Genomic DNA, 24,901 nt, shown 5'->3' with positions numbered 1-24,901 from the left:
CAGGGACGCGGCGATCTTGAGGCCGATAGAGGTTCGGCGGTCGATCGTCAAGCAAGGTCCTGCGGACCTTTTCGCAGCCTCGCCGCAGGCTCGGCAGCGGCTACAGGGCCGCAGGGTTTCGATAATGCGCGTCGTTCGCCCGAAGGTTACCGGCGTCGGGCTACGGGCCAGCAGGCCACCAGTACGAGCAGCAGCGCCGCCAGCAGGTAGGGCAGGCGTGGCTCCAGCCCGTAGATCAGGGTCCCGGCCAGGGGCCCGACCACTACCCCCAGGCCCTGGGCCGCGCCGATGGAGCCGGCCGTGGCGCCTTGTTCGGCGGCGTCCACCGAGTTGCTGGCCAGGGCGGCGAAGGAGGGGAAGATCCAGCCCATGCCGGCGGCCGAAACAAAGAACCCCAGCCACAGCACCCAGGCCTGGGCCGCGAGAATGCTGGTGACAAAGCCCAGCGCCGCCACCAGGGCGCCGATGCGGATCATCCGCAGCGGCGGCCATTCCAGTTTGCGCACCACCAGTTGCGAGGCGATCAGCGCCACCCCCACCAGGGTCAGGGAAATGCCGGCGGTCTGCGCCGCGTCGGCCGGGCTCATGCCCAGGCGGTCGAGGGCGAAGAAGCCCACGGTGATCTGCGCCATGGCCACGCACAGCATCGAGACGAACGCCACCACCAGCGGCCGGCGCAGGCGCGGATCGCCCAGGCTCACCGGCTTGGGCGGCTGCTTGAGGTGCAGTTCCTGGCGCGGCAGCCGTGCCTTGAGGAAGGCGAAGCCCAGCAGCGGCAACACCGCCAGCGCATAGAACGGCAGGCTCAGGCTGTGGCGCGCCAGCAATGCGGCAAGCGCCGGCCCCAGGACCAGCCCGCAGGCGTTGGCCGCCCCCAGGGACGCCATGGCCCGGGCGCGATGCTCGGGTTCGATGTTGTCGGCGATCAGCGCATAGCCGCCCACCGGGATTGCCGCATAGAACACCCCGATCAGGCCGCGGCCCAGCAGCAACCCGGCAAACGCCAGCAGCGCCGAAGGCAGGGCGTGCAGCGCCACGTCGATAAACAGGCTGAGGGCGAGAAAGGCCAGGGTGAAGCCGCCGGTGCCCAGCAGCAGGATGCGCCGCCGACCGAGGCGATCGCTGGCCCGGCCCCATGGGCGGGCCAGGAGCATCCAGATCACCCCGGAGATGGTCACCGCCATCCCTGCCTGCCAGGTGGCCAGGCCGAGAATCCGCGCAATGGGGCCGATCAGCGAAACGAACGCCATCATCGCCATGGTGCAGGCCAGGTTGGCCACCAGCAGCGGGCGCAGGTCGAAGGCCGGGGCGGCCTGGGGCGTGTCCAGGGTGTCGAGGGGCAACTGTTGAGCGTTGGTCATGGTTTATCCCAGGGCTGAGTGAGAGGGCAGGCGGCCGTCGACCATCACCAGCGGTCGACCGCGTACCTGTTCCAGGCTGGCGTCGACGCCGTAGACGTCGCGCAGCAGTTGTGGGTTGATCACCTCCAGGGCCGGCCCCGCGGCGGCCAGGCGGCCATGGTGCAGCACCACCACCTGCTGGCTGAAACCCAGGGCCAGGTTGATATCGTGGACCACCACCAGGGTGATCAACTGGCGCTCGCGGGTGGCCCGGGTGATGGCTTCCACTACCTGGCACTGGTGGTACAGGTCCAGGGCGCTGGTGGGTTCGTCCAGCAGCAGCACCCGGGGCTGGCGCACCAGGGCCTGGGCCAGGCCCACCAGTTGGCGCTGGCCACCGGAGAGGGCGTCGATCGGGCGGTCGGCCAGGGCGGCGAGGTCCAGGTCCTGCAGCACTTGTTCGACCCCGTGCAACACCGCCGCGCTGGGCCGGCCAGGGGCGAAACCGCCAGTGCGATGCCCGGCCATGGCAGCGCTGAGCACTGCTTCGAAGGCGCACAGGCGGGTACGTTCCGGCAGGCTCTGGGGCAGGTAGACGATGTGCTGCGCCCGTTCCACCTGGGGCAGGCGGTTGAGGTCGACGCCGTCCAGCAGTACCTGGCCCGAGGTCTTGTGCAACCCGGCGATGCCCCGCAGCAGGGTCGACTTGCCCGCCGCGTTGGGGCCGATCAGCGCGGTCACGCTGCCCCCGGCCAGGGGCGGCAGGGCCACGTCGCACAGCACCTGGCGGTTGCCGTAGTGCATGTTCAGGCCGGCGGTGCACAGGCCGGCGTTGGAGGACACAGGCGGCTTCACAGGACACCTCGACGGTTGCGCATGACGATGGCCATGAAGAAGGGAATGCCCACCAGGGCGGTGACGATACCCACCGGAATCAGCACCCCGGGGATCAGCGCCTTGCTGGCGATGGAGGCCATGGACAGGATCAGCCCGCCGCTGAGCACGCTGGCCGGCAGGAACAGCCGATGGTCTTCGCCCACCAGCAGGCGGGCGATGTGCGGGGCGATCAGGCCGATAAAGCCGATGGTGCCGACAAAGGACACCGCCAGGGCCGACAGCAGGCTGATGCGCAGCAGCGACAGCAGGCGCAGGCGACCAACGTCGATGCCGAAGCTGCGGGCCCGTTCCTCGCCCAGGGTCAGGGCGGTCAGGGCCCAGCTCTGGCGCAGGGAGAAGGGCAGGCACAGCAACAGCGCCAGGGCCAGTACCGCGAGCTTTTCCCACGAGGCCCGGGCCAGGCTGCCCAGGGTCCAGAACACCAGTTGCTGCAGGCTGTCCTGGGTGGCGACGAATTGCAGCAGCGCCACCAGGGCGTTGAAGGCGAACACCAGGGCGATGCCGAACAGCACCAGGCTTTCCACGCCGAAGCCGCGCCAGCGTGCCAGCAGGTACAGCAAGGCCACCGAGGCCAGGGCGAAGAGGAAGGCGTTGGCCGAGATCAGGTACTGCGCCGGCACCCCGGGAAGGCCCAGGCCGAGGACGATGGCCAGGGCTGCACCAAACGCCGCGGCGGCGGATACACCGAGGGTGAAGGGGCTGGCCAGGGGGTTATCGAGCACGGTCTGCATTTCCGCGCCGGCCAGGGCCAGGGCGGCCCCCACCAGCACCGCCATCAGGGCGTAGGGCAGGCGCACGTTCCACACGATCACCGCTTCCACCCGGGGCATCGAGCCCGGGTCCCAGAGCACCTGCAGCAGGCGCGACAGGCTCATCCCCGAAGGCCCGGTGGTGATGTCCAGGGCCAGGGACAGCAGCAGGGCCAGGGCCAGCCCGCCCAACAGCAGCACCCGGCGGCCATGGCGCCTTTGGTAGTGCCCTGAGGCAACGCGCTCCTGCACGTCGGTAGCAGCCTGGGTCATGGCGCCAGACTCGTGGCAAACACGCCGCTGGCGGGAATCGGCATGAAGCGCTGGTACAGCTCGCGGCGGGTCTGGTCCGGGTCCAGGTCCTTGAACAGTTCAGGGTGCAGCCACTTGGCCAGGGCCTGGACCGCGATCAGGTGCTCCGGCGAGTCGTAGAAAATGTGCCACAGGCCGTGCACATTGCCCTCGCGCACCGCCCGCAACTCGTTCAGCGGTGGGCGCTGGGCGGCCTGGCGCAGGCTGTCCCGAGCCTGTTGCAGGGTGGCGGAGTAACCCAGGGTCACGCCGCCCTGGCCGGCGGCAAAGACCCCGGTGGCCACGTAAACGTCCGGGTCGCTGGAGAGAATGTACTCCACGTTGAGCACACCAATGGGCCCGGGTATGCGCCCGTCGGCAATGTTGCGCCCGCCCGCCAGCTTGATCATCTCGCCGAAGTTGCCGGTGCCTGGCGAGCCGCAGCAGTCCTGCAGCCCGGCGAGCATGTCGATGAAGATCTTCGGCTGCTTGACGGTACCGGCCTTGGCCAGGGTCTGGGTGACCTTGGCCAGGGACTGCTGATAGAAGGCAATGAATTCCTCGGCCCGCTGCTCACGGCCCAGGGCCTGGCCCAGCAGGCGCATGCTGGGCACGGTGTTGCTCAGGGGATGGTCGCTGAAGTCGACGAAGATCACCGCCACCCCGGCGGCCTCCAGCTGTTTCACCGCCTCGCTGTCGGGGCTCGGCCCATGGCCGCCGCTCAGGGCCATGATCGCCAGGTCCGGGTGCACCGCCAGGGCCTTTTCGACGCTGAAGGTCTCGGCCGAGGTGCCGCCCACCAGCGGCACCTTGTCGGCCTGGGGGAAGACCTTGTGATAGGCCTCGTAGCCCTGCACGTCGAGGCCGCGAAAGTCCCCTTGCCAACCGGCGAGACGGGCGAACGGGTTCTGGCCTTCGAGCAGCGACAGGGAATAGATCATCCGGCCTTCACCCAGGAGGATGTGCTCGACCTTCTCCGGCACCTGGACCTGGCGTCCGGCCAGATCGGTGAGGGTCGCGGCGCTGGCCGTGGCGGCCCATAGCAGGCCCAGGGGCAACAGGCCGAGCAAGAGCCCGCGCTGGGCGCGGCGCAAGAAATCACGGTGTGTCATGGCTAGTTTCCTTGAACGATTGGACGGCCTGGCGGGCAGCGCGCTTGCGCCACCACAGCAGCAGGCCGGTGAGGTACAGAAGGGGTAACGAAATGCCGCAGAGAAAAGCCAGCCAGGCGCCGGGGGGGCCCAGCAGCAAGTGGCCATGGGCCGCGGAAAACAGCGGCTTGATCGCCATCGGCTGGGCGCCGGGCCAGGTGAAGAGGTCGGGGCGCGCCAGCCAGGCACCGCTGCCGGCAATCAGCAGCAGCGGCAGGCACAGCCAGGCCGCCGCCACGTTGTGCCATTCCCGCAGGCGCCGGTTGCCCCGGCTGCCGGGACGCAGGCTGGCGGCCTTCCACCAGCTGCGCCGGCCCGGCCACCACAGGTACAGGCCACTGCCCAGGGAGCCCAGCAGCGCCAGGCCACAGAGCAGCACCAGGTTCGACCCCCAGGCTGGCGGCAGCAGCAGGCTGCGGTGCAGCGCCACCAGCTTGGCCAGCCACAGGTCCTCGAAGACGAAGAAGCCCCGGGGTTCGCCGCTATAAGGATCGATCATGGCGATGCCGGTGCCGGGACGCTCCTTGAGGGCCCCGAAGACGATCACATTGTCCGATTCGAGAAAGCCCTGGCGCGGTGGGGCTGCGCCGAAGACCTTGTGCAATTGCGGGTAGGCGTCGGAGGCGGCCCTGATCCAGGCGTCCTGTTGCAGCAGCGCGCCATGCTCGCCAGGGGCCAGTTGCAGCATCTGCGCACCGACCTCCCAGCGCAGGATCGGCCCCTTGAGCTCCAGCAGCGAACCACTGAGGCCCAGCAGCGCGAGGAACAGCCCCAGGCACAGGGCCAGCCAGCGGTGCAGCCTGAGCCAGATATCACGCATGGACAGCATCGGCGGCTTACCAGCGATAGCGCAGGCTGGCGATGACACTGCGGTCATAACCGGCGCTGCAATTGGTCAGTGAGCAGCCTTCGTAATAGTGCTTGTCGGTGAGGTTGGTGGCATTCACCGCCAGGCGCAGGCCCTTGGCCGCCGGGATCAGCTTGTCGAAGTCGTAGTGCACCGCCGCGTCCAGCAAGGTGTAGGAGGGCACGCGCTGGGTGTTGGCGGCATCGGCCTCGGTGGAGCCGATGTAACGCACCCCGGCGCCGAAGCCCAGGCCGCTCAGGGGGCCTTCGGGCAAGGTGTAGTCGGCCCACAGCGAGGCCATTTTTTCCGGGGTGTCGGTGGGGCGTTTGCCCTTCTCCAGCGGGTTGTTGCTCTTGCTCACCTCGGCGTCGTTGTAGGTCAGCGCCGCCAGCAGGTCCAGGCCCCGGGCCAGGCTGGCCTTGCCTTCGAGCTCGATGCCGCGCACGTTGATCTCGCCGGTCTGGATCTTGTTCAGGCGTTCGGCCGGGTCGGTGGTCAGGACGTTTTCCTGGGTCAGGTCGAACAGCGACAGGGTGATGTAGCTGTCGATGCCCGGCGGCTGGTACTTGACCCCTACTTCCGATTGCTTGGCGCTGGTGGGCTTGTACGGCGTGCCGTAGAAGTTGGTGCCCAGCACCGGGTCGAAGGACGTGGAGTAGCTGATGTAGGGCGCCAGGCCGTTGTCCGCCAGGTACACCAGCCCGGTGCGGTAGGTGAACTTTTCGTCGTCCTGCTTGCTGCCGCTGTCGTTCATGCGGTTATCGGTACGGGCGCTGGAGCGGTCCTGGCGTCCGCCGACGGTGAGCACCCAATGCTCATCGAAGGTGAACTGCTGCTGGGCGTAGACCCCGACCTGATCGGCGCGCTGCACGGTGTTGGTGAAGGGGGTGCTGGGGTCGAACACGCCGCCGTGCACCGGGTTATAGATGTCGATGGGCGAAGCCGAGCCGCCGCGCAGGTAGTAGTCCTCGCGGGTGCGCCGGTAGTCGATCCCCAAAAGCGACACCATTTGCGTGCTGCCCAGGTTCCAGCGGGCCTGGGCATTGTTGTCCAGGGAGTAGGTGTCGCCGACGATGCGAAAGCGATAGGCAGCGCGGTTCAGGGTGCGCAGGTCCGGAGCCAGGGACATGCCGCTGGCGGTGTTGGTCAGCAGGTTGACGTGGCCGTAGCGGGCGCTGGAATTGAGGCTCCAGACGTCATTCAGGCGGTGCTCCAGCAGGTAGCCCAGGGAGTACTGGGTGCGGTCGTTGTCCAGCCCCGGTTCATCGAGGAAGACGTTGTGCCTGACCTTGCCATTGGGGTTGCCAAGCAGGGTGCCCTGGGCCGGCAGGAACACCCGCGGCGCGCCGAACGTGTCCTGGGTGTAGTCGGCCAGGAGGGTCAGGCTGGTGTCGTCGTTGGGCTTCCAGGTGAAGGAGGGCGCGAAGTACTGTTTGTCGTCCTTGATGTGATCGAACTGGGTGCCGCTGTCGCGCTCCAGGCCCACCAGGCGATAGAGGAATTGCCCTTCATCATCCAGCGGCCCGCTGAAGTCGAACTGGCCCTGGGCTCGGTCGAAGCTGCCCCCCTGGATCTGCACTTCATGGAAGGGCTTGTCCAGCGGGCGCTTGCTGATCTGGTTGACCACGCCCCCCGGCGAGTTCTGCCCGAACAGCACCGAGGCCGGGCCCTTGAGCACATCGATGCGCTCCAGGCCATAGGCTTCGACCTTGGGCCAGGCCTGGGCGGTATTGCCCTTGAGGCCATCGCGGAGCATGCCGGTGGTGACGTCGAAACCGCGGATCGAGAGGGTGTCGAAGCGCTGGCTGGCGGCGGTGGTATTGGCCTGGACCCCGGCGGTGTAGCGCAGCGCCTCGTTCACCGACTGCACCTGCTGGGCATCCATCTGGTCACGGGTGATCACGGAGATCGACTGGGGAATTTCGCTCAGGCTGGCATCGGTCTTGGTTCCGCTGAGGCTGCGCTTGGCCACGTAACCGGCCTGCGGCCCGGTGGCGGAGTCGGGCTGGGTGGCGCTGATCACGCTGGTGTCCAGGGTCAGGGCGTGGTCCTGGTCGGTATCGCCATCGGCGGCCAGTGCGGCGCCGGCCTGGGTCAGCGAGAGGCCCAGGGCCAGGCCGTGGATCAGGCACGCCAGTGGGTTGCGGCCCAGAGCCGGACGCGAGACCACACAATTGACGGGACAACCTGAGGTGTTTCGGTGCGCAACGCGGCTACCCATGCTTCACTCCGTGATGGGGATTAAATGAGAATGCAAACGTATCTCATTTGTGAGCTTGGGTTGCGGGCTAAAACTTTGGCTTGAGCGACCATTTCTTTCGTTTGCGGTACGGCGCGGGGAGGGCGCCCGGATCACCAGGCGCAGCTTTGGATGGAGCAGGCTCGAGCAGGAGCGGGCTCAACGCAAGGACTTGGGCGACACCCCGAAGCGCTTGCGAAAGGCCGTGGAGAAATGCGCCGGGCTGTAGCCGACCCGATAAGCCGCGCTGGAGACATTGGTCTCGCCACTGGCCAGCAAGCGATAGGCTTCGCCCAGGCGCTGCTCCTGCAGGTAGGCATAGACGCTGGTGCCAAACACCTGACGGAAACCGGCGGTGAGCTTGCGCGGGTTCAGGCCCACCTGGCGCGACAGCTCCGACAGCGAAGGCGAATCCTGCAATGAGTTGAGCAGCAGGTCACGGGCGGCATGGATGCGCTCGATGTCCGCCGAGCTGCACGGGCTGTCCTGCAGTGGCCTGGATTCGGCCTGGGCGAGAATCCCCTCGACCCCCAGGGCGGTGAGTTCCAGGGCCTTGCCACCCAGGTAGAAGGAGCGGGTCGGGCCCTGCAGCGGGCAGGTGAAGATCTGTTGCGCCAGGGCCAGCAGCGGTTTGCTCGCCGGCTGGCAGAACAGCATCGGGCCGCCGCCGCGCTGATCGAGCAGGCGCTCGGGTTCCAGGCCGACATTGCGGATCGAGGGGAAGTCCAGCTGCACCGTGGTGTAGCGCACCGGCACGCCGCTGGCGAACAGGTGGTCGCCGCAGTGCTCGCCCTGGTTGGCCACGGCGCACAGGGTCGGTCCGCGGATCTCCACTTCGGGCTGGCCTTCGACCCGGCAATTGAGCTGGCCGCTGAGCACCAGGATGATTTTCAGGCCTTCCCAGAGCGGCTCCTGCATCCACATCTGGCTGTCCATCAGTACGGTCCCGGTAGAGAGGGTGACCTCCGGGACTACAGCGGCCGACCCGGTGTGCTGCGGGTTGGGAAAGTGCAGGGTGGAATCCCTTTTGACAGGCTGCGGCGCAGCGTTGGGGCTGAGCATGGCGAACTCCCTGTGGACCTGAAAAGAGGCCATACGCTAGCAGGAAATTGCCTTTCTGTAATTAAGAATGATTATCCTTTAGCCTTCGAGCACCGTCCTGCCGCGCTCTTTCCGGGGCGCGCCGCGCAATCAAAAGAAAAAGCCGCGCAAACGAATGTCCTGCCGATTGCCGGGTCCGGCAAATTGCCTATTAATAATCACTCTCATTTCCAGGCACGGCAGCTTCCCATGGACGACCCCTTGCTCGACAGCGCCGCAGGACCGCCGGCAACTCTTCATTCCCGCCAACCCTGACGGCGGATTCCCAGCTCATTCCAGGGGCCTGATCTTTCAGGTCCAGGGCCGCTTTTTGCGTAAAAAACATCAGGAGACAGCATGTCCACTTTCGATGACCTCAAGGATTGCCCCTCTTGGCCCGAAGACTTCGCCCAGCGCTACCGCCAGGCCGGCTACTGGCGCGACGAAACCTTTGGCGACCTGCTGCGCAGCGCCGCCCAGGCCTTTGCCGAGCGTGAAGCACTGACCGAGGGCGAGCAGCACCTGAGCTACCGGCAACTGGACCTGCGGGTCGACCAACTGGCCGCCGGCTTATACCGGCTGGGTCTGCGGGCCGGCGACAACGTGGTGCTGCAACTGCCCAACAGTGCGGCCTTCGTCGAAGTCTGCTTTGCCCTTTACCGCCTCGGGGTGCGGCCGATCTTCGCGCTGCCGGCCCACCGGCACCTGGAAATCGGCCGCTTCTGCGAGTTCGCCCGGGCCCGGGCCTACTTCTGCGCCGACCGGGACGCCAGCTTCGACTATCGGGCCATGGCCCGCGACCTCAAGGACCGCAACCCGCAGCTGGAGTGGGTGGTAGTCGCCGGCGAGGCCGAGGAATTCACGGCCTTGCACAGCCTGTATGAGCCTGCGCCTGCGCGCACCTTCCCGTCCCCCAGCGCCGACGCGGTGGCCTGTTTCCAGCTCTCCGGCGGCTCCACCGGGGTGCCCAAGCTGATCCCGCGCCGGCACCACGAATACCTCTACAACCTGCGGGCCAGTGCCGAGCGCTGCGGCCTGTCCGAGGCCAGCGTGTACCTGGTGGCGCTGCCCATGGCGCACAACTTTCCCATGTGCTGCCCAGGGTTCATCGGCACCTTTTCGGTGGGCGGGCGGGTGGTGCTGAGCCCCTCGCCGAGCCCGGAAGTCTGCTTCGAACTGATCGAGCGCCAGGGGGTGACCCACACCGCGCTGGTGCCGCCCCTGGCCCTGGTCTGGCTGGAAGCGGCCCAGGCCCGCGGGCGTGGCCTGGCGCCGTTGCAACTGCTGCAAGTGGGCGGCGCCAAACTCAGCTACGAGGCCGCAAGGCGCATCGAACCGGTGCTCGGCTGCCGCCTGCAGCAGGTGTTCGGCATGGCTGAGGGGCTGATCTGCTACACCGACCCCGAGGACCCGCCACAGCGGGTGCTGCACACCCAGGGCCGGCCGCTGTCGCCGGCGGACGAAATTCGTGTGGTGGACGAGCACGACCAGCCGGTGCCGGTGGGGCAGGTGGGGCAGTTGCTGACCCGCGGCCCTTACACCATCCGCGGTTACTACCGTTACCCCGAGCACAACGCCCAGGCCTTCACGGCCGATGGTTTCTACCGCACCGGCGACCGGGTCATGCTCACTGCCGACGGCTACCTGATGGTGGAAGGGCGCGACAAGGACCTGATCAACCGCGGGGGCGAAAAGATCGCTGCCGAAGAAGTGGAAAACCTGCTGCTCAGCCACCCGGCGGTGGCCGACATCGCCCTGGTGGCGATGCCTGATGCCTTCCTGGGCGAACGCACCTGCGCCTTCGTCATCCCCCGCGGCACCGCGCCCCGGGCCCCGGAACTGCTGCGTCACCTAAGGGCCCAGGGCCTGGCGGCGTTCAAGCTGCCGGACCGCTTCGAGTTCATCCCGGCCTTCCCCCAGACCGGGGTCGGCAAGGTCAGCCGCAAGCACCTGCGCGAGGCGATCCAGGCCCTGTACTTCGGCGCCCAGGCCGAACCCCTGGAGGGAAGTGGCGCCCGTGGCTGAACGACAAGGACTTTGCGACCTGTTGCACCCGGTGCGCGGGCGCCTGCTGGCGGCCATGCTGCTGCAGGCCCTGGCGGCGCTGGTGGGGCTGTTGCCGTTCATTGCCGTGGCCGAACTGGCGCCGCTGCTGCTGGCCGGCGAGCTGGATGCGCAGCGTGCGCAGTTCTGGCTGCTGGCCGGCACCGCCGCCTTGCTCCTGCGCCTGCTGGGGCTGGCGGCGGCATTGCAGATCACCCACCTGGCCGACAGCGACCTGCAACGCCAACTGCGCCAGCGCATCGCCGCGCACCTGGCACGGGTGCCCCTGGCCTGGTTCGGCCAGCAGCGGGAGACCGCCGAACGGGCCTTGCTGGATGATGTCGGCGCCCTGCACCAGTTGGTGGCGCACCTGCCCAACAACCTGGTGGCGGCGCTGGTGGTGCCCCTGGCCAGCCTGGTCTACCTGCTCACGGTGAGCCTGCCCATGACCCTGGTGGTGCTGCTGCCGCCATTGCTGGCGCTGTGGCGCTTGCGGGTCATGCGCACCCCGGCCTATCAGGCCGAGCGCCAGCGCCTGGGGGCGGCCCTGGGCGACCTGTCCACCGCGACCCTGAACTTTGTGCAGAGCATCGCCATGGTCAAGTCCTTCGGCCGTGCCGAGCGGGTGCAGGCGGATTTCGTCAGCGCGGTGCAGGGTTTCGGGCGTTTTTTCTCCCAGTGGGTGGAGCGCTGGGCGGGCCTGGGAGCGAGTGTCGAGGTGCTGCTGTCGCCCTTGCTGGTGCTGGCCCTGGTGCTGGTGGCCGGGGTGGCGCTGACGGCGGCCGGCTGGCTGCACCCGGTGCAACTGTTGCCGTTCGCCCTGCTTGGACCGGCCCTGGCGGCGCCGGTGGCGGCATTGGGGCATGGCGCCGATTCCCTGGTCCAGGGCCGGGCGGCGGCGCAGCGCATCAGCACCGTGTTGAGTACCCCGGTGCAGGCGCAGCCGGCATTTTCCCGGGAGCCCGAGGGGCATCAGGTGATCTTTGATGAAGTGGCTTTCAGCTACCCCGACGGCACCCAGGTGCTGCACGGCATCGACCTGTGCCTGCAGCCGGGGACCCTGACCGCCCTGGTGGGGGATTCGGGCGCTGGCAAGTCGACCCTGGCCACCTTGCTGGCGCGCTTTGCCGACGTCAGCGCCGGGGCCATCCGCATCGGCGGCGTCGACCTGCGGGACATGGACAGCGCGACCCTCTATCGCCAGGTGGCCTTTGTCTTCCAGGATGTGCGCCTGCTGCGCAGCAGCGTTCTGGATAACCTGCGCCTGGGGCGTCCCGAGGCCACGCTGGCCGAGGTCGAGGAGGCGGCCCGGGCGGCGCAGATCCACAGTCGTATCACCGCCTTGCCCCAGGGTTATCACACCCAGCTGGGCAGTGGCGTGCAGCTCTCCGGTGGTGAAGTGCAGCGCCTGGGCATTGCCCGGGCGATGCTCAGCCAGGCACCGATCCTGGTGCTGGACGAAGCCACCGCCGCCAGCGACCCGGAGTCCGAAGCGGCGATCCAGCAGGCGTTGTCGCGGCTGGCGGCGGGGCGCACGGTGCTGGTGATCGCCCATCGCCTGAGCAGTATCCAGGATGCCGACCAGATTGCCGTGCTGCAGGCCGGGCAACTGGTGGAATGCGGCCGGCACCCGGCCCTGCTGGAGCAGCAGGGGGTGTATGCCGGGCTGTGGGCGGCGCAGCAGTTCTGCGCCGTGGAAACGGCGGGGGAGCAGGCATGATTGGCGCACTGTTACGCAGTTTGCAGCCGGCCGAAGCCAGCCTGCTGCGCCGGGCCTTGCTGGCCATGGCCGCCAGTGCCCTGGCCCAGGGCGCGGCGCTGGCCCTGTTACCCATGGCCTTTGCCAGCCTGTTCGATGCCGCTGCCGGGCAGGCGCCGTGGCGATGGGCCGGGGCCTTTGCCGGTTTCGCGCTGCTGTGCCTGGGGTTGCGCCGGCATGCGCAACTGGCGGGCTACCGCGCGGGCGCCGCGGCGGCCCAGTCGTTGAACCTGCGCATCGGCGAACAACTGGTGCGCCTGCCCCTGGAGTGGTTCGTCGAGCGCCGCAGCGCCGAGCTCAATCGGCTGGTGACCCACACCGTACTGCAGATCATGAGCACCCCGGCGCACCTGTTGCAGCCCATGGCCAACGCCTTGCTGACGCCCCTGGCGCTGCTTGTGGCGCTGTTCTTCTATGACCGCACCATGGCCCTGGCGGCCTTGGCCAGCGTGCCCCTGCTGCTGGTGTTCTACCACTGGGGCGTACGCTGGGGCGGCCAGGCCGAAAGCCGCAGTGAGGCGGCGGCCAACGAGGCGGCGGCGCGGGTCCTGGAGTTCCTGCGCCAGCAGCCGCTGCTGCGTGCCAGTGGCCGCACCGGCGAAGGCTTCAGCCTGCTCACCGAGGCCTTGCAGCAACAGCGCCGGGCCCAGCGTCGGGCCCACTGGCGGACCTTTCCGGCGGCCCTGGGGCTGGCGGTGGTGCTCCAGGCCGGCTACACCGCGATGCTGCTGTGCGGCCTGTATGCAGTGCTCGGTGGCAGCCTGGAAGTGGCCCAGTACCTGGCGCTGGCGGTGCTCGCCACCTGCCTGGTGGAGCCCATGGGCACCCTGGTCAACCTCGGCACGACCTTGCGCCAGACCCGCCATGGCCTGAACCGTTTGCGCCACTTGTTGCGCCTGCCGGCGCTGCCGGAGCCGAGCCAGCCCGAGGAACCCCGGGGGCATCAGGTGCAGGTGCGCGACCTGGGGCTGGCGCGCCAGGAGCAGGTGATCCTGCAGGGCATCAGCTTCGAGCTGGCGCCGGCCTCGCTGAACCTGCTGGTGGGCGCCTCCGGCTCCGGCAAGTCGAGCCTGCTGCGCCTGCTGGCGCGGTTCAGCGATGTCGATAGCGGCGCCATTTTGTTGGGTGGTGTCGACCTGCGCCAACTGTCCGCCGCGCAGCGCGATCGTTCCATCGCCCTGATGTTCCAGGACTGTCCGCCGCTGGCTGCGAGCCTGCTGGACAACCTGCGCCTGGGCGGCCCCGAGGCCAGCGACAGCCAACTGATGGACGCCGCCCGCGCCACCGGCCTGGACCTTGTGGCCCAGCGCCTGCCCCAGGGCTGGCAAACCCGGGTCGGCGAGGGCGGCGTCAGCCTCTCCGGGGGCGAGCGCCAGTGCCTGGCCCTGGCCCGGGTGCTGCTCAAGGACGCCAGCCTGATCCTGCTGGACGAACCCACCGCGGCCCTGGATGCCATCAGCGAGGCCCGGGTCAACCGTTGCCTGCTGCAACTGGCGCGCAAGCACACGGTGCTGCTGGTGACTCACAAACCGACCCTGGCCCCCAGCGCCGGACAGATCCTCCTGCTGGAGCAGGGCTGCCTGGCCCAGCGCGGTACCCACGCCCAACTGATGGCGGCCCCGGGCCGTTATCGCGAGCTGTTCCACGAGCGCGAGGCGATCAATCGCTGGCGCCTGCGCCAACCCCCTTCCGTACCCCAAAGGAACGTCCACCATGACCGATAACCCAGCACTGGCACGCGCTCATCCAGCGGACGCCGGCCTGAGTCATTCACCCCAAGGACTCTGCGAAGGCATTGCCCGGCTGCTCGGCTACAGCGCCGAGGATCTTGAACCCCAGGCCTCCCTGATCGAGCAGGGGCTCGACTCGGTGAGCATCATGCGCCTGCCGGCGCTGCTGGCCGCCGAAGGCGTGGCCCTGAGCTTCGCCGAACTGATCCAGCAACCGACCCTGGACGCCTGGTGGGCGCTGATCGAGGCTCGCCGTGGCCTCGCGGCGCCGCACCTGCAGGCCGTGGCCAGCGCTCCTGCCAACAGCGATTTCGCCCTGACCCCACTGCAACAGGCCTACTGGTTCGGCCGCGATCCGGGCATGCCCCTGGGCGGCGTCGGCTGCCACCTGTACCAGGAACTGGACGGCCATGGTCTGGAGCCCCAGCGCCTGGAGCAGGCCCTGCGCCGCCTGTGCCAGCGCCATCCGATGCTGCGGGCGTGCTTTATCAGCGACACCTGCCAGCGCATCCTGCCCCAGAGCCCCTGGCCCGGGCTGACCGTCCACGACCTGCGCCAGGCTTCCTGCGTCGGGGCTGCCGAGGCCCTGGAGCAGATCCGCGAAAACCTCTCGCACCGGTGCCTGGAGGTCAGCCGCGGGCAGGTGTTCGATGTGCAGTTGAGCCTGCTGCCCGAAGGTCGCAGCCGCCTGCACCTGAACATCGACCTGCTGGTGGCCGACGTGCTCAGCATTGGCATCCTGCTGCGCGACCTGGCGCTGATCCATGCCGGCCAGGAGCACAGCCTGCCGGCCCTGGACTGGAACTTCGCCGACTACCTGCGGGCCGAACAGGCGGTGCGCGCGCCACTGCTGGCGGCGGCCCGGGAGTATTGGCTGGAGCGCCTGGAAGAGCTGCCGGACGGCCCGCAACTGCCCCTGGCCCAGGAACCGCAGAACGCCGGCACTGCGCGTTTTCGCCGCCTGGCCATGCGTCTGGACCAGGGCCAGTTGCAGGCCCTGGAGCAGCGCGCCCGGCAGCACGGGCTGACCCTGGCCAGCGTGCTGGCCTGCGCCTATGCCCAGGTGCTGGGGCGCTGGAGCGCCAGCCAGCATTTCCTGCTCAACGTGCCGCTGTTCAATCGCCAGGAACTGCACCCGTGCGTGCCTCATCTGCTGGCGGACTTTTCCAACCTGGTGCTGCTGGAGGTCGACCAGCGCCAGCCCGCGCCCTTCAGCCAGCAGGCCCTGGCGTTGCAGGCTCAATTGCACCGCGACATTGCCCACAGCGCCTGGCCCGGGGTCGAGGTGCTGCGCGAGCGGGCGCGGCTGCGCCAGGGCGGTGGCCAGGGCGCGCCGGTGGTGTTCGCCTGCAACCTGGGCCCGGCCTTTGTCGACGCCACCTGCCGCGAGCAACTGGGCGAACCGGGCTGGGCGCTGTCGCAGACGCCCCAGGTCTGGCTCGACCACCAGAGCTACCCGCTGGCCGACGGCCTGCTGCTGAACTGGGACGCGGTGGACGCGCTGTTCCCCGAAGGCCTGCTGGACGAGATGTTCGACGCCTACCGCGCCTTGCTGTTGTGGCTGTGCGCCAACGACTGGCAGCAGGTGGCGCCCTTGCCGCTGCCGGCGGCGCAACAGCAGCGCCGCCAGCAGGTCAATGCCACTGCACACGCGACCCCGGCGCAGCTGTTGCACCAGGGCTTTTTCCAGCAGGCGCGCCTGAACCCCGAGGCCGTGGCGCTGATCTGCGAGCAGGGCAGCCTGAGCTACGCCGAGCTCGCCCGGCAGGCCCTGCAACTGGCCGGGGCCTTGGGCGAGTGGGGCGTGCAGCCGGGTGACGCGGTGGCGATCACCTTGCCCAAGGGCCGCGACCAGGTGGTCGCGGTGCTGGGGACCCTTGCCGCCGGGGCGGTCTATGTGCCGGTGGGCATCGAGCAGCCGCCGGCGCGCCGCGACATGATCTACCAGCGTGCCGGGGCGCGGGTGGTGATCACCGATCAGGCCCACCGCGAGGGCGGTATCTGGCTCGCCGAACTGCGGGTGGTGACCCTGGCCCAGGCGCTGGTCGCACCGGCGCTGGGGCAACCCCTGGAGATGGCGGCGGATGCCCTGGCCTACGTGATCTTCACCTCGGGCACCACCGGCGAACCCAAGGGCGTGGAACTGTCCCACCAGGCGGCGATGAACACCATCACCGCCATCAACCGGCGCTACCAGGTGAGCGCCGAGGATCGGGTGCTGGGGGTCTCGGCCCTGGATTTCGACCTGTCGGTGTACGACCTGTTCGGCCTGCTGAGTGTCGGCGGCGCCCTGGTGCTGCCGGCGGACGGGCTGCGCAAGGAGCCCCGGGAATGGCTGCGGCTGATCCGCGAGCAGCGAGTGAGTGTGTGGAACTCGGTGCCGGCGCTGCTGGACATGCTGACCCTGCAAGTGCGCGACGACGGCGGCCTGGGAGCCTTGCGCCTGGCCATGGTCTCCGGTGACTGGGTCGGCCTCGACCTGCCACGGCGCCTGGAGCGGGCGGCGGGCCTCCGCGTGCCGTTCGTGGCCCTGGGCGGCGCCACCGAGGCGGCGATCTGGTCCAACTATCAGGACGTGGCGCAGGTGCCCGGGCACTGGCGTTCGATCCCCTACGGGCGGCCCCTGGACAACCAGTGCTTCCGGGTGGTGGACAGCCAGGGCCGGGACTGCCCGGACTGGGTGCCCGGCGAGCTGTGGATCGGCGGTGCCGGGGTGGCCGCCGGCTATCGCGGCCTGCCGACCCTCAGCGCCCAGCGCTTTGTCGAGCACGAGGGCCGGCGCTGGTATCGCACAGGCGACCAGGGCCGCTACTGGGCCGACGCCAGCCTGGAGTTTCTCGGGCGCCTGGACCATCAGGTCAAGGTCCGCGGCTTTCGCATCGAGCTGGCAGAAATCGACCTGGCCCTGGAGCGCCACCCGGCCATCGACCGCGCGCTGAGCCTGGTGCTGCCCGGCAGCGAAGCCCAGCTGGCGGCGGTGCTGCTGGCCCGGGAGCCGCTGCCCGAACCCCAGGCCCTGCGCCAGTGGCTGGGGCAATGGCTGCCCGAACACATGCTCCCGGACCTCTGGCTGAGCCTGCCGGAACTGCCCCTGAGCACTAACGGCAAGGTCGATCGCGCGGCTTTGCTGTGGCTGCTGCAGGAGCAGCGCCGGGGCATCCAGCCGCAGAGTGCCGAGCCGCCGCAAGGGGAATGGGAAGAGGCCGTGGCCGCGCTCTGGCAGGAGCTGCTGGAGGTGCCGCAGGTGGGCCGGCACCAGGGCTTTTTTGCCCTGGGCGGCAACAGCCTGCTGGCGGCCCGGTTGATCGAACGCATCGCCCGGCAGTTCCAGCTGGAACTGTCGCTCAAGGATTTTTTCAACGCGGCCACCGTGGCCCTGCAGGGGCAGTTGCTTGCCTCGCGCCGGGAACAGCGGCCCGTCAATCAGAACGCAATGGTGGAGGGCGTGTTATGACGCTGCAGCAACTGCAACAGGATCTGCAACAACTGGGTGTGGAGCTCTGGGAAGAACAGGGTCGCTTGCGCTATCGGGCCCCGGCCGGGGTCATGGACGAGGCGCGCCTGCAACAGCTGCGCAAACACAAGGAGGCGCTGCTGCAACAGCTGCAAGCGGCGCAGATGCCGACCCTGGAGGCCGACCATTCGGCCCGGGAAGAACCCTTCCCGCTGACCGACGTGCAGGCCGCCTACCTGCTGGGCCGCACCACGGCTTTCAGCTACGGCGGCGTGGCCTGCCACGGCTACCTGGAGTTCGCCCAGAAGGACCTGGACCCGGTGCGCCTGGAGCAGGCCTGGAACCAGTTGATCGCGCGTCACGAGATGCTGCGGGCCGTGGTCCTGGAGGAGGGCTACCAGCGCATCCTGCCCCAGGTGCCGCATTACTCCATCGCCCGCCACGACCTGAGCCGGGACGACGGCAGCGCCTTGCAGGCCTTGCGCGAGCGCATGGAACTGCGCCGTGCACCGCCCCAGCAATGGCCGCTGATCGAGCTGTGCGTGAGCCAGGGCCGCGACACCTCGCGCTTGCACCTGTCAGTGGACCTCTTGGTGTGCGACTACCAGAGCGTGCGCATGCTGCTGGCCGAACTGCAGCAGCTGTACCGCGGCGAGAGCCTGCCGGCGCCGGCGCAGATCAGCTTTCGCGACTATGTGCTGGGTGAGCGCCGCCTGCGCGAGCAGCCGCGCTACCAGCGTGATCGCGACTACTGGTGGGCGCGGGTCGACAGCCTGCCGGGTGCGCCGGAACTGCCATTGCTGGGGCCGCCCAGCGGGCCGCGCTTCCAGCGCCGGGCCATGGGCCTGGAGGCCCGGGACTGCAATGCCTTGCGCCTGAACGCGGCGGCGGCCGGGGTCGGTGTGTCGGCGGCGATCCTCTCGGCCTATGCCGAAACCCTGGGCCGCTGGAGCCGGCGCGGGCACTTCTGCCTGAGCCTGACCCTGCTCAATCGCCTGTCCCTGCACCCCCAGGTGGATCGCCTGGTGGGGGACTTCAGCTCGGTGGAACTGCTGGAAGTGCAGACCCTGCAAGGCGGCAGTTTCGGCCAGCGCAGCCAGCAGCTGCAGGAGCGCCTGTGGCAGGACATGGACCATCGCCTGTGTTCGGGCATCGAAGTGCTGCGCGAGCTGGCGCGGCGCAAGGGCCAGGACGCGGCGCTGATGCCCTACGCCTTCACCAGCACCCTGGGGGCCGGCGGCGAGAGCGGCGGCGGGGCCTTCATGCCCGGTGCCGAGCTGGTGTTCGGCATCAGCCAGACGCCCCAGGTGCTGATCGACTGCCAGGTCAGCGAGCGTGACGACGGCTTGGCGATCAACTGGGACATCCGCGAAGGGGTGTTCAGCGAGACCCTGCTGGATGCGCTGTTCGACACCTTCGAACGCCTGCTCAAGCGCCTGGCCCGGGAGCCATCGGCCTGGACCCTGGATGACTGCCTGGAGTTGCCGGCGGCCCAGCGTCTGCAGCGCGAGCTGGTGAACCAGACTGCCGCGCCTTTGCCCTCCGGCCTGCTGCATGAGCCGTTCTGGCGCCAGGCCGCGGCTGCTCCCGAGCGTGTGGCGCTGATCCAGGGCGCCGCGCAACTGAGCTACGGCGAACTGGCCGGGCGCGCCGAAGCCGTGGCCGAAGCCTTGCTCGACGCCGGCTGCCAGCCTGGAGAGCGGGTCGCGGTGTGCATGGACAAGGGCCTGGAACAGGTGATCGCGGTGCTCGGCATCCTGCGGGCCGGGGCCGCCTACCTGCCCCTGGACACCAACCAGCCCGAGGCCCGGCGCCAGTTGATCCTGGACAACGCCGAGGTCGCCCGGGTGCTCAGCCAGTCCTGGCTGAGCGACAGCCTGTGCTGGCCGGCGCGGGTGACCCAGGTGATCGCGGTGGACCAGGGCCCGCGGGCGGCACAACGGGCGTTGCCGAGCCTGGACATCGACCCGCAGCAACTGGCCTACGTGATCTACACCTCGGGCTCCACCGGGGTGCCCAAGGGCGTGATGATCAACCATCAGGCGGCCCTCAATACCATCGTCGACATCAACCAGCGCTTTGCCATCGAGGCCCAAGACCGGGTACTGGCCCTGGCCAGCCTGGGCTTCGATCTGTCGGTGTACGACATCTTCGGCCTGCTGGCCGTGGGCGGCGCCCTGGTGCTGCCGGACCCGCAACGCCGCGCCGACCCTTCGCATTGGGCCGAGTGCGTCCGGGAACACGGGGTGACCCTGTGGAACTCGGTGCCGGCGCAATTGCAGATGCTCACCCACTACCTGCAGGCCGTGCCATCCATGGCCCCCGGTTCCCTGCGCCTGGCGCTGCTGTCTGGAGACTGGATCCCCCTGAACCTGCCGGCGGAGGCCGCCCAGCTACTGCCCGGGCTGCGGCTGATCAGCCTCGGCGGCGCCACCGAAGCGGCGATCTGGTCGATCTACTATCCGATTACCCAGGTCAACCCCCAGTGGCGCAGCATTCCCTACGGCATGCCCCTGGCCAATCAGCGCTTCATGGTGCTCGACGAGCAGGGCCGGGATCGCCCGCAAGGGGTGGCCGGCGAGCTGTACATCGCCGGTAGCGGTCTGGCCCTGGGTTACCTGGGGGATGCCGAGAAAACCGCCGAGCGCTTTGTCGACCATCCGCGCAGCGGCGAGCGCCTATACCGCACCGGCGACCTGGGGCGCTACCTGGACGACGGCCTGATCGAGTTCCTCGGCCGCGAAGATTTCCAGGTCAAGGTCCGTGGCCACCGCATTGAACTGGCGGAGGTGGAAAGCGCGCTGCTCAGCCATCCCCATGTGGAGTCCGCGGTGGTGGTGGCAGCGGGCGAGGGTGCCTTCGAGCGGCACTTGCAAGCCTGCCTGCGGGCCAGCCTGCGGGACACGCCGATCGCCTGGCCGGCGCAGATGCAGGCGCGCACCCAGGCGGCGGCCGAAGCCGTGCGCGGCGGCTTGAGCGATGCCCTGGTGAGCGAGATGTCGGCCTGTGTCGAGCGCGCCGCACTGCTGTCCATGGGCCTGGCCCTGCAACGCCCCGGCTTGTTCGAGAGCGCCGGGCAGAGCCATGCCCTGGACGAGATTGTCGAGGCTTGTGAGGTGGCGCCGCGCAACCAGCGCTTGATCCGCCGTTGGCTGCAAGCCCTGGCCCGGGAAGGCCTGGTGCACCGGGACCTGCACACCGGGTGTTATTCGGGCCTGCAGGTATCGGCCGAGGAATACCGCCAGCAATGGCAGCGCATCGATGCCCTGGAACCGTCCGTGGGCTGGGGCGCCGAAGTGCTGCGCTACCTGCGCGAAAGCCAGGAGCAACTGCCGGCGCTGATGAGCGACCAACTGGACCCGCTGCACCTGCTGTTTCCCCAGGGCCGCACCGACACCGCCGAAGGCGCCTACCGCAAGAACCTGATCAGCCAGTACCTGAACCAGGCGGTGTGCGCCGCGGTGCAGGAGATCATCCGCCAGCGTCCGGCCGGCCAGCGCCTGCGCCTGCTGGAAATCGGCGCCGGGGTCGGCGGCACCAGCGCCGACCTGATCCCGGCCCTGGACGGGCTGGCGGTGGACTACCAGTTCACCGACCTGTCGCAGTTCTTTCTCAACGAGGCCCGGGAACATTTCGCCGCTTACCCCTGGGTCAGCTACGGGCTGTTCGACCTCAACCAGGACCATTGGGCCCAGGGCGTGGCCGCCAACTCCCTGGACGTGATCCTCTGCGCCAACGTGCTGCACAACTCGCGGCATGCCAGCCGGGTGCTGGCGCGGCTGCGGGAGATGCTGGCCCCGGGCGGCTGGCTGATCTTCATCGAGGCCACTCGCGACACCTACCAGATCATGGCGTCCATGGAGTTCAAGGAGGGCCTCACCGCCTTCGAGGATTTCCGGGCCGAACTGGACACCACCTTCATCCGCCGCGAACAGTGGCAGCAGTTGCTGCTGGAGGCCGGAGGCGAGACCCCGCTGTGCCTGCCCGGGGCCGATGACGCCATGTCGCAGATCGGCCAGCACCTGTTCATCACCCGCTTCAAGAGCGAGCGCCAGGCCCTGGAGCCCGAGCAGATGCGGGCCCATCTGGCCCGGCACCTGCCGGAGTACATGATCCCGAGCCACTGGCAGATCCTCGATGAAATGCCCCTGACCGCCAACGGCAAGGTCGACCGCCAGGCCCTGGCGCGGATCGGCGTGGCCGGCCCCGAGCAGCAGGCCAGCAGCGGCGCGGCGCCCGTGGATGAGCTGGAACGCAGCATTGCCGAAGTCTGGCAGACCCTGTTGCGGGTGCCGGCGGTGGGCCGTGACCAGGGCTTCTTCGAGCTTGGCGGCGACTCGCTGCTGGTGGCCCAGGTGGTGGGCCGCCTGCGTGAAGCCTTGCCCCAGGCCCGGCAGTTGCCCTGGAGTGACCTGCTGCGCCAGTTGATCAACCAGCCCACGGTGGCGGCCCTGGCCGATTACCTGCGAGGCCAGGGCGTGGAGGGCGATTCGCCGCTGGTGCGCATCAGCGACAAGGCCCAGGGCCCGACGCGAATCTTCGTCCACGACGGCAGCGGCACCCTGGCGCCGTACCGCGCGCTGTTTGCCGCCCTGGGGGAAGAAGCGCCCCTGGAAGGGCTGGTGCTCAACGATGTGCCGGCCTACCTGGCCCTGGAGCCGGCCACGGCGATCCGCCAGTTGGCCGAGCGTTATGCCGACACTCTGCAGGCCGAAGGCCGGCGCCAGGTGAGCATCGTCGGCTACTGCCTGGGCGGGCTGCTGGCCACCGAGCTGGCGGCGTGCCTGGCGGCGCGCTCCATCGAGGTGCTGCAACTGAGCGTGATCAGCAGCTACCGGGTGCCGTTCATGATCGAGGACGACCTCTTGGCCGAGTACGTGTTCGCCCGGGTGATGCAGGCCGATCCGCTGGCCCTGGGTTACCCCGAGGATGAACAGGCCATGGAACGCACCATCGCCCGGGTGCTGGCGCAGACTCCGGGGCGCGTGCCCCAGGGTTCGCTGCTGGCCTTGAGCGAGGATGCCCAGTGCGCCCCGGCCCTGGCCTGCCTGCGGCGTCTGGCACACAAGACCCCGGAGCAGCGCCTGCAGGCCATTGCCGAGGCCATGCGCCACGCCGGCTCGCAACTGAGCGACCTGCACTGGCTGCGCGAGCAGTTGCAGGTATTGCGCCACAGCCTGGCCGCGGTAGCCCTGCACGAGGCCACGCCGTACCAGGGCGACATTCTGTTCATTCGCCAGAGCGGCGAGGTGCAGGTGCTGCCCGGCATGCACCGCGACATGAGCGCCTACTGGCAGGCCCTGTGCCTGGGTGAGCTGCGGGTAGTGGATGTGCCCGGGGATCATTTCAGTTGCATGCAGCAGCCCCAGGTGCAAGCCGTGGCCCAGGCCTTCGATGCACCCACCGAGGTGGCGGCATGAGGGCAGGGGTGATGGGGCTGGTCGGCGCTTACGGCAGCGTCGGCCGTCAGGTCGCGCAGTTGCTGGCCGGCAAGGTGGCACTGCGCCTGGGTGGGCGCGATCCGCGGCAGGCCGAGCAACTGAACCAGCAGTTGGGGGCGCGCGCCGAGGTGCGCGCCCTGGACCTGTGGGAGCCACAGAGCCTGGCGGACTTCTGCGCTGGTTGTTCGCTGGTGATCAACTGCGCCGGGCCCAGCTACCGGATTCTCGATCGGGTGGCCCGGGCCGCCCTGGCCGCAGGCGCCGACTACCTGGATGTGGGGGGCGACGATCCACTCCATGAGCGGCTGGTGGGACAGCTGCCGGCGGGGCACCGGGTGCTGTTGTCGGCGGGCATGCTGCCGGGGCTCTCGGGGCTGTTTCCGCAACTGCTGGCGCAGTCCTTCCAGCGGGTCGATGCCTTGCGCTGCTATGCCGGTGGGCTGGGGCGCTTGTCCGCCACGGCTGCCGAGGATTTCCTGCTGAGCCTGGGCAACGGCTTCGGCCAGGCCCAGTGCGGCTGGTGCGAAGGGCAGGTGGTGCGCAGCACGGCAAGTGCCGAACAGGCATTGCAACGCGACTGGCTGCCACCGGCCGGGGTGCAGGCCTATCCGTACCTGAGCACCGAGCAGCAGCGCCTGTTCGGTGATGTGCCGGTGCGCCACGGTCAGGGTTTCAACCTGTTCGAGGGCGGCCAACTGGCGGCGGCCCTGCAACGTATCCAGGGCTCGGCGCCAGAGGCGCGGAGCAGCGCGCAGAACATCGCTGCGCTGGTGCAGGCCAGCGCCCTGGATGTGGCCGGGCGCCGGCCCTATCAACTGCTGGCGGTGGAAATCGACGGCCTGCGCGAGGGCCGCCAGCAGCAGGCCAGCGCCTGGCTGCGGGCCAGCGACGGCTCGCGCCTGACCGGCAGCGTCGCAGCCTTCTGTGCATTGCAGTGGGCGCATCTGCCTGAGGGGCTGCACTACGCCGCCCAGGTGCTGGACGCGACGGCCTGCCTGGAACAACTGCTGCGCTGGCTGCCGGATACCCGGGTGCGCCTGCCCGACTTCGCCGCTGTGGCGCTGGCCGAGCCAGAGGAGGGCGTGCTGTGAGAAAGGTTCCCAGTGCCTGGCTGCGTCGTTATCCGCAGCCGCAACCGCCGCGCTGCCGCCTGGTGTGCCTGCCCCATGCCGGTGGCAGCGCGAGCTTTTTCAACGACTGGCGTGGCCAGTTGCCGGCGGATGTCGAGCTGGTCAGCGTGCAGTACCCGGGGCGCGAAGAGCGCCTGAGCGAAAGCTGGCCCGGCAGCCTGGAGTGGATGGCGGGCACTATTACCCGGGCCCTGTCGGACCTGGTGGACCGGCCCCTGGTGCTGTTCGGCCACAGCATGGGCGCGGCCCTGGCCTATGAGGTGGCGGCGCGCATGCAGCAGCAGGGCTCGGCGCCACAACGGTTGATCGTGTCCGCGCACCCCGCGCCCCATCGCCAGCGCAGCGGCGAACTGCACCTGGGCCCGGACGAGGACCTGCTGGCGGATGTGCGACGCCTGTCGGACGGTGCGCCGTCGCCCCTGGATGACCCGGCGCTGCGCGACCTGTACCTGCCGGCGTTGCGCAACGACTACCGGCTGATCGAGTGCTACCGCGGTGCGCCCGGCCGCGCCCTGGACCTGCCCCTGAGCGTGTGCCTGGGGGCCCGGGACACCGAGGTGGACCAGGACGAAGCCTATGCCTGGGCCGAGGTCAGCGCCCAGGTCACCGACTTCCAGGCCTTCCCCGGCGGGCACTTCTACCTGCGCGAGCAACAGGCCGAACTGTTGCGCCACCTGACCCGGCTGCTGGCCGGCCATGGCGAGCAGCCGTGGCAGTGCTGGCCTTCGACCCCATGAATTTTCCCTTGGT

General features: G+C 69.1%; 15 protein-coding genes. 8 read left to right on the top strand and 7 right to left on the bottom strand.

The genetic code is table 11. From position 1 onward, the window contains the following. Positions 1-146: 146 nt before the first annotated feature. The 7 genes from AC1RGE_RS07855 to AC1RGE_RS07825 form a co-directional block, all read right to left on the bottom strand. Positions 147-1,361, bottom strand: coding sequence for an MFS transporter (locus AC1RGE_RS07855; RefSeq protein ID WP_492583860.1), 1,215 nt, complete (start codon positions 1,359-1,361; stop codon positions 147-149). Positions 1,362-1,364: 3 nt separating this feature from the next. After that, positions 1,365-2,183, bottom strand: coding sequence for an ABC transporter ATP-binding protein (locus AC1RGE_RS07850; protein ID WP_492583858.1), 819 nt, complete (start codon positions 2,181-2,183; stop codon positions 1,365-1,367). 8 nt (positions 2,184-2,191) lie between these two features. Next, the gene (locus AC1RGE_RS07845; RefSeq protein ID WP_053159148.1) at positions 2,192-3,259 is read right to left on the bottom strand and encodes a FecCD family ABC transporter permease; all 1,068 of its coding nucleotides are present in this window, start codon (positions 3,257-3,259) and stop codon (positions 2,192-2,194) included. Then, complete coding sequence (locus tag AC1RGE_RS07840; RefSeq protein WP_103290086.1) at positions 3,256-4,389, bottom strand: ABC transporter substrate-binding protein; 1,134 nt, start codon at positions 4,387-4,389, stop codon at positions 3,256-3,258. The genes AC1RGE_RS07845 and AC1RGE_RS07840 overlap by 4 nt, the downstream gene beginning before the upstream one ends. Next, entirely contained in the window at positions 4,376-5,248 is an 873-nt protein-coding gene (locus tag AC1RGE_RS07835; protein WP_492583856.1) for a PepSY domain-containing protein, read from the bottom strand. The genes AC1RGE_RS07840 and AC1RGE_RS07835 overlap by 14 nt, the downstream gene beginning before the upstream one ends. Before the next feature lie 16 nt (positions 5,249-5,264). Then, entirely contained in the window at positions 5,265-7,445 is a 2,181-nt protein-coding gene (locus AC1RGE_RS07830) for a TonB-dependent siderophore receptor (RefSeq protein WP_492583854.1), read from the bottom strand. Positions 7,446-7,673: 228 nt separating this feature from the next. Beyond that, a complete protein-coding gene (locus tag AC1RGE_RS07825; protein ID WP_011061777.1) occupies positions 7,674-8,576 on the bottom strand; it encodes an AraC family transcriptional regulator in 903 nt (300 codons plus the stop codon). Positions 8,577-8,588: 12 nt separating this feature from the next. On the opposite strand from AC1RGE_RS07825, the gene AC1RGE_RS07820 reads away from it, so the two are divergent. The 8 genes from AC1RGE_RS07820 to AC1RGE_RS07785 all read left to right on the top strand — a co-directional run bounded on the left by AC1RGE_RS07820 (position 8,589) and on the right by AC1RGE_RS07785 (position 24,888). Continuing rightward, positions 8,589-8,870 carry a hypothetical protein gene (locus tag AC1RGE_RS07820; RefSeq protein WP_492583852.1) on the top strand — a complete coding sequence of 94 codons (282 nt, stop codon included), beginning with the start codon at positions 8,589-8,591 and terminating at the stop codon, positions 8,868-8,870. Positions 8,871-8,951: 81 nt separating this feature from the next. Further along, the gene (locus AC1RGE_RS07815; RefSeq protein WP_077934359.1) at positions 8,952-10,619 is read left to right on the top strand and encodes a (2,3-dihydroxybenzoyl)adenylate synthase; all 1,668 of its coding nucleotides are present in this window, start codon (positions 8,952-8,954) and stop codon (positions 10,617-10,619) included. Beyond that, positions 10,612-12,357, top strand: a complete 1,746-nt coding sequence (locus tag AC1RGE_RS07810) for an ABC transporter ATP-binding protein (protein WP_492583850.1) — start codon at positions 10,612-10,614, stop codon at positions 12,355-12,357. Before AC1RGE_RS07815 ends, AC1RGE_RS07810 begins: the two co-directional genes overlap by 8 nt. After that, entirely contained in the window at positions 12,354-14,120 is a 1,767-nt protein-coding gene (locus tag AC1RGE_RS07805) for an ABC transporter ATP-binding protein (protein ID WP_492583848.1), read from the top strand. Before AC1RGE_RS07810 ends, AC1RGE_RS07805 begins: the two co-directional genes overlap by 4 nt. Beyond that, on the top strand, positions 14,110-17,580 hold the full coding sequence (locus tag AC1RGE_RS07800) for a non-ribosomal peptide synthetase (protein WP_492583846.1): 3,471 nt from the start codon (positions 14,110-14,112) through the stop codon (positions 17,578-17,580). The genes AC1RGE_RS07805 and AC1RGE_RS07800 overlap by 11 nt, the downstream gene beginning before the upstream one ends. Further along, complete coding sequence (locus AC1RGE_RS07795; protein WP_492583844.1) at positions 17,577-23,000, top strand: non-ribosomal peptide synthetase; 5,424 nt, start codon at positions 17,577-17,579, stop codon at positions 22,998-23,000. The genes AC1RGE_RS07800 and AC1RGE_RS07795 overlap by 4 nt, the downstream gene beginning before the upstream one ends. Then, the gene (locus AC1RGE_RS07790) at positions 22,997-24,112 is read left to right on the top strand and encodes a saccharopine dehydrogenase NADP-binding domain-containing protein (protein ID WP_015635959.1); all 1,116 of its coding nucleotides are present in this window, start codon (positions 22,997-22,999) and stop codon (positions 24,110-24,112) included. The genes AC1RGE_RS07795 and AC1RGE_RS07790 overlap by 4 nt, the downstream gene beginning before the upstream one ends. Beyond that, on the top strand, positions 24,109-24,888 hold the full coding sequence (locus AC1RGE_RS07785; RefSeq protein ID WP_011061770.1) for a thioesterase II family protein: 780 nt from the start codon (positions 24,109-24,111) through the stop codon (positions 24,886-24,888). The genes AC1RGE_RS07790 and AC1RGE_RS07785 overlap by 4 nt, the downstream gene beginning before the upstream one ends. Positions 24,889-24,901 lie beyond the last annotated feature (13 nt).

It is taken from the genome of Pseudomonas sp. GW823-FHT02C05, from assembly GCF_058797595.1.
The sequence above is the reverse complement of the archived record's forward strand: the minus strand, read 5'-3'. Positions and strand labels throughout refer to the sequence as shown.

Excerpts from the sequence above, each read along its gene's own strand:
- AC1RGE_RS07855 (WP_492583860.1), bottom strand. The coding sequence starts at position 1,361 with ATGACCAACGCTCAACAGTTGCCCCTCGACACCCTGGACACGCCCCAG.
- AC1RGE_RS07825 (WP_011061777.1), bottom strand. The coding sequence starts at position 8,576 with ATGCTCAGCCCCAACGCTGCGCCGCAGCCTGTCAAAAGGGATTCCACC.
- AC1RGE_RS07840 (WP_103290086.1), bottom strand. The coding sequence starts at position 4,389 with ATGACACACCGTGATTTCTTGCGCCGCGCCCAGCGCGGGCTCTTGCTC.
- AC1RGE_RS07790 (WP_015635959.1), top strand. The coding sequence starts at position 22,997 with ATGAGGGCAGGGGTGATGGGGCTGGTCGGCGCTTACGGCAGCGTCGGC.
- AC1RGE_RS07805 (WP_492583848.1), top strand. The coding sequence starts at position 12,354 with ATGATTGGCGCACTGTTACGCAGTTTGCAGCCGGCCGAAGCCAGCCTG.
- AC1RGE_RS07835 (WP_492583856.1), bottom strand. The coding sequence starts at position 5,248 with ATGCGTGATATCTGGCTCAGGCTGCACCGCTGGCTGGCCCTGTGCCTG.
- AC1RGE_RS07815 (WP_077934359.1), top strand. The coding sequence starts at position 8,952 with ATGTCCACTTTCGATGACCTCAAGGATTGCCCCTCTTGGCCCGAAGAC.
- AC1RGE_RS07795 (WP_492583844.1), top strand. The coding sequence starts at position 17,577 with ATGACGCTGCAGCAACTGCAACAGGATCTGCAACAACTGGGTGTGGAG.
- AC1RGE_RS07845 (WP_053159148.1), bottom strand. The coding sequence starts at position 3,259 with ATGACCCAGGCTGCTACCGACGTGCAGGAGCGCGTTGCCTCAGGGCAC.
- AC1RGE_RS07800 (WP_492583846.1), top strand. The coding sequence starts at position 14,110 with ATGACCGATAACCCAGCACTGGCACGCGCTCATCCAGCGGACGCCGGC.